This window comes from Paraburkholderia sp. SIMBA_053 (genome assembly GCF_046534895.1).
GTDB lineage: Bacteria > Pseudomonadota > Gammaproteobacteria > Burkholderiales > Burkholderiaceae > Paraburkholderia > Paraburkholderia caledonica.
Genome location: NZ_JAWRXU010001861.1, coordinates 1 through 232, shown reverse-complemented (window position 1 = coordinate 232; position 232 = coordinate 1). Strand labels below are relative to the sequence as shown.

The window sequence follows — 232 nt, the reverse complement described above, 5'->3', positions numbered from 1 at the left end:
CATCCCAAAGCTGAGCTTATGTATGGGCGGCAAGAGCCATGGATTCGGCCGCCGCCCTCAGCGACTCGAGCACCCGCAGCACCGCTGGCTTCTGCCGCTGCGAGCGCAGGACGGTCGCAGTCACGTGACGGTGGCGCTCAGGCAGCAAGGGGCGGGTGCGCAGCTTGGGATGCTTTACGAAGGACTGGGTCATCCTCGGCATCATCGCGAGGCCAAGGCCGGCGACGACGTA

Annotated in this window: 1 protein-coding gene; it reads right to left on the bottom strand. The window is 65.9% G+C overall.

What is annotated here, in order from left to right:
- Positions 1-16 precede the first annotated feature (16 nt).
- A partial coding sequence (locus SB753_RS41985) for a LysR substrate-binding domain-containing protein (protein WP_410805809.1) occupies positions 17-232 on the bottom strand: 216 nt, incomplete at its 5' end.